General features: G+C 69.1%; 3 protein-coding genes and 1 riboswitch. Of the genes, 2 read left to right on the top strand and 1 reads right to left on the bottom strand.

The window, feature by feature from the left end; all coding sequences use genetic code 11:
* The coding region (locus JHD80_RS26950) for a tripartite tricarboxylate transporter permease (RefSeq protein WP_199093622.1) at window positions 1-892 on the top strand (892 nt) is incomplete at its 5' end.
* Window positions 893-969: 77 nt separating this feature from the next.
* Here JHD80_RS26950 and JHD80_RS26945 read toward each other — a convergent pair.
* Window positions 970-1,686: a GntR family transcriptional regulator gene (locus tag JHD80_RS26945; protein ID WP_199093620.1), complete on the bottom strand. Its 717-nt coding sequence runs from the start codon at window positions 1,684-1,686 to the stop codon at window positions 970-972.
* Window positions 1,687-1,805: 119 nt separating this feature from the next.
* Window positions 1,806-2,002, top strand: a riboswitch (cobalamin riboswitch).
* Window positions 2,003-2,124: 122 nt separating this feature from the next.
* On the opposite strand from JHD80_RS26945, the gene JHD80_RS26940 reads away from it, so the two are divergent.
* Window positions 2,125-2,466 (top strand): TonB-dependent receptor plug domain-containing protein (locus JHD80_RS26940; protein ID WP_349237360.1); only part of this gene is annotated, 342 nt, incomplete at its 3' end.

The following is a 2,466-nucleotide window of genomic DNA, read 5'->3' as shown; positions in this document are numbered from 1 at the left end:
GGTCTCGCTCTTCGCGATCGGCGAGACGCTCTATGTCGCGAGCCGGCACGGCACGGCCCCGGCCGCCGTCAACCCGCTCTCCGGCGGGAGCTGGATGACGAAGGCCGACTGGGCGCGCTCCTGGAAACCCTGGCTGCGCGGCAGCGTCATCGGCTTCCCGATCGGGGCCTTGCCGGCGGGCGGCACGGAGATCCCGACCTTCCTGTCCTATGCGCTGGAGCGGCGCCTGACCAAGCATCCCGAGGAATTCGGCCAGGGCGCGATCGAAGGCGTCGCCGGCCCGGAGGCCGCCAACAATGCGGCCGCCGCCGGCATTCTCGTCCCGCTCTTGACGCTCGGTCTGCCTTCGACCGCGACGGCAGCCGTGCTGCTGGCAGCCTTCCAGAATTACGGGCTCCAGCCCGGCCCGCTGCTCTTCGCGACCAATCCAGACCTGCTCTGGGGCCTGATCGCCTCGCTCTATATCGGCAACGTCATCCTGCTGATCCTCAACCTGCCGCTGGTCGGCATCTGGGTCCGGCTGCTGCTGATCCCCCGGCAATACATCTATGGCGGCATCGTCGTCTTCGCGATGGTCGGCGTCTGGGGCCTGTCGACCTCCTGGATGGATCTCGCGTTGATGTGCGGGCTCGGCGTGATCGGCTATGTCGCGCGCGTCCATGATTTCCCGATCGCGCCGGCCCTGATCGGGTTGATCCTCGGTCCGCAGGCGGAAATCCAGCTCCGGCGCGCGCTCGCCGTCAGCCAGAACGACTGGAGCGTGCTGGTCGGCACGCCGATCGCGGCGACCCTGCTCGGGATCGCGGGGCTGGTGCTGATCGTGCCGCCCGTGCTCGCGCGCCGGCGCCGCCGGGCCCATGCGGAAGGCGAGCCGGCCGCTTCCGCAGGCTGAGACGCTTGGTTCGGAAAAATCCGATGCCGAACAATCAGCTAGATCGCGACATTGCGTCCGAAAGGACGCGCGGCGAGCTAGCCCTTCGCGCCGTTCCGGCGTTTGCCCGGCTTGGCGCTTTCGCTTGCGGCCAGCGCCGCCTGGAGCGCCATGCGCGCCGCGCGGATATGGCGTCGCATCAGGATCTCGGCGAGTTCGCCGTCGCGATGGCTGATCGCCTCGGTGATCCGCATATGCTCGCCCCAGGCTTCGCGACCGCGCCCCGGCACGGTGGAATGCAGGCGCCGGCACAGGCGCAGCCGCGGATAGAACTGCTCGCAGAGCAGTTCGGCCAGGATCGGATTGCCGCTGCCCTTGGCGATCCGGCGGTGGAAATCCGCCTCGGGCTCGTCTTGGAGATAGGCGCCCGTCGGATTGCGCTCGATCTCGTCGCGATGGCCGGCGACCAGCGCCTCCAGCGCCGCGATCTCGGCTTCGCTCATGCTTTCGGCCGCGAGGCGCGCGGCCATGCCCTCGGTCGCCTCGCGCACGTCGAGCAGGGCGAGGAACTCGGCCGCGCTCGGTTCGGCGACGCGGGCGCCCTGGTTGGCGACATAGGTCACGAGCCCGCGCTCCTGCAGGCGCCGGATCGCCTCGCGCACCGGCGCGCGGCTGACGCCGAAGCGGCGCGCGATCGCCGGCTCGCTCAGCTTGGCGCCGGGCGCGATCTCCCCCGAGACGATGGCGAAGGAGAGATCGTCGTAGAGTTTGACGGTGACGCCCACGCTCGCGGGGGGCAATGTCTCGGCCAGCATCGAGCGGGTGCCTATCTGCTTCTGTTCGGCGGAGTATAGCGCAGCCGCCGCGATTGCCGAGCCTGTTCATGGCTTCGGTCTCGGCGCGGCGGCCGTTTGACCTTGCCACTTTTTCGCCCTAGTCGTGAACGCGACGGTTCCCTCACGGGATCAAAAGGGAACGCGGTGCGGGTGGCGAGCCACCCCATGCCGCGGCTGCCCCCGCAACTGTAAGCGGCGAGCCTTTCGCCACACGCCACTGGGGCCTCGGACCTGGGAAGGCGGTGAAAGGCAATGACCCGCGAGCCAGGAGACCTGCCGTCAGCCGTGGTCACACGCGGACACGTTCGGCCGGGGTGCGCCGATCGCTGATTCGACTATTCGCCGTCTTTGCACGGCTGATGGGGAGATCGCGTTCGCGGTGACGTGCCACTGACGTCAACGCCCGAGGTCTCCATCGTGAACGTTTTCTCCCCGGCCGCCGGATGCGGCCGCCTGCTGTTGTCCGCTTCCTGCCTTGCCATCCTGGCCTCCGCTGGCTCGGCCGCCCAGAACGCGCCCGCAACCATGGCGCTCGACGAGATCGTCGTCAGCGCCACGGGCACGCCGACCCCGGCGCGCGAGATCGCCAGCTCCGTCACCGTGATCACCGCCAAGGAGATCGAAGAGCAGCAGCGCCGCACCCTGCCGCAGGCACTCGCCGCCGTGCCGGGGCTGAACATCGTCCAGATCGGCGGGCCGGGCGGCCAGACCTCGGTCTTTATGCGCGGCACCAATTCCAATCACGTCAAGGTGCTGATC

The sequence above is a fragment of the Allobosea sp. ASV33 genome (assembly GCF_016428755.1).
In the GTDB taxonomy this organism is placed as follows: Bacteria; Pseudomonadota; Alphaproteobacteria; order Rhizobiales; family Beijerinckiaceae; genus Allobosea.
Note: the sequence above shows the minus strand (reverse complement) of the source record. Positions and strands in the feature narration are given on the sequence as shown.

What these genes read in the sequence shown, in the direction of transcription:
- JHD80_RS26945 (WP_199093620.1), bottom strand. Translation starts at nt 1,686, where the DNA reads ATGCTGGCCGAGACATTGCCCCCCGCGAGCGTGGGCGTCACCGTCAAA.